2 protein-coding genes and 2 pseudogenes are annotated in these 1,090 nt (G+C 46.5%); 2 read left to right on the forward strand and 2 right to left on the reverse strand.

Annotated features, from left to right (window positions below; all coding sequences use genetic code 11):
- Positions 1 to 252, forward strand: a 252-nt coding sequence (locus BFF42_RS18310) for an IS1 family transposase (RefSeq protein ID WP_001393792.1), incomplete at its 5' end; no start/stop codon positions are given.
- A gap of 32 nt (positions 253 to 284) precedes the next feature.
- A pseudogene (mgtT, locus tag BFF42_RS27340) lies at positions 285 to 391 on the forward strand (protein MgtT).
- A 114-nt stretch (positions 392 to 505) separates the two neighbouring features.
- Here the strand turns inward: mgtT and dgcZ are convergent.
- Together dgcZ and BFF42_RS18320 are read right to left on the reverse strand one after the other, a co-directional pair.
- A pseudogene (gene dgcZ / locus BFF42_RS18315) lies at positions 506 to 757 on the reverse strand (diguanylate cyclase DgcZ); the annotation flags it as partial.
- Positions 758 to 796: 39 nt separating this feature from the next.
- On the reverse strand, positions 797 to 1,090 hold a 294-nt coding region (locus tag BFF42_RS18320; RefSeq protein WP_146627975.1), incomplete at its 5' end, for an integrase core domain-containing protein.

The raw sequence follows: 1,090 nt of genomic DNA on the forward strand, positions 1-1,090 counted from the left end.
CGTCTTCTGAGCCTGCTGTCGGCCTTTGAGGTCGTGGTATGGATGACGGATGGCTGGCCGCTGTATGAATCACGCCTGAAGGGAAAGCTGCACGTTATCAGCAAGCGTTACACTCAGCGCATTGAGCGACATAATCTGAATCTGAGACAACATCTGGCAAGGCTGGGACGGAAGTCACTGTCGTTCTCAAAATCGGTGGAGCTGCATGACAAGGTCATCGGGCATTATCTGAACATAAAACACTATCAGTAAGTTGGAGTCATTACCCACAAATGGGATGACTAATGAACGGAGATAATCCCTCACCTAACCGCCCCTTGTTACAGGTTGTGTACAAGGGGCCTGATTTTTATGATGGCGAAAAAAAAAACCGCCAGTAAACCGGCGGTGAATGCTTGCATGGATAGATTTGTGTTTTGCTTTTACGCTAACAGGCATTTTCCTGCACTGATAACGAATCGTTGACACAGTAGCATCAGTTTTCTCAATGAATGTTAAACGGAGCTTAAACTCGGTTAATCACATTTTGTTCGTCAATAAACATACAGCGATTTCTTCCCGTTTGCTTACCCTCATACATTGCCCGGTCTGCTCTTCCAATGACCACATCCAGAGGCTCTTCAGGAAATGCGCGACTGACACTTGCTGTCACGGTAATGTTGATATGCCCTTCAGAATGTGTGATGGCATGGTTATCGACTAACTGGCAAATTCTGACACCTGCACGACATGCTTCTTCATCATTAGCCGCTTTGAGGTGTACTGGCAATAGCGGACACTACCATTTGTTCTTTTTTTAAGCAGCCATCTGATGATATTTTTCCCTGAAGGCTGCCGGGGAGATATTCCCCAGACGAGAGTGACGACGCTGACGATTGTAGAAAATCTCAATGTATTCCCGTATTACTGAGATGGCTTCATCCCGGTTATTAAAACGATAGTGGCTCAGGCTCTCATTTTTCAGCGTTCCCCAGAAGCTTTCCATCGGAGCGTTGTCGTAACAGTGACCTTTACGCGACATTGATGTTTTCAGACCAGACTGCTCCTGTATGACCCGGTAATCGTATGCGCAGTACTGTGAACCTCGATC

The sequence above is a fragment of the Shigella sp. FC1661 genome (assembly GCF_001712525.1).
Taxonomy (GTDB): domain Bacteria; phylum Pseudomonadota; class Gammaproteobacteria; order Enterobacterales; family Enterobacteriaceae; genus Escherichia; species Escherichia coli.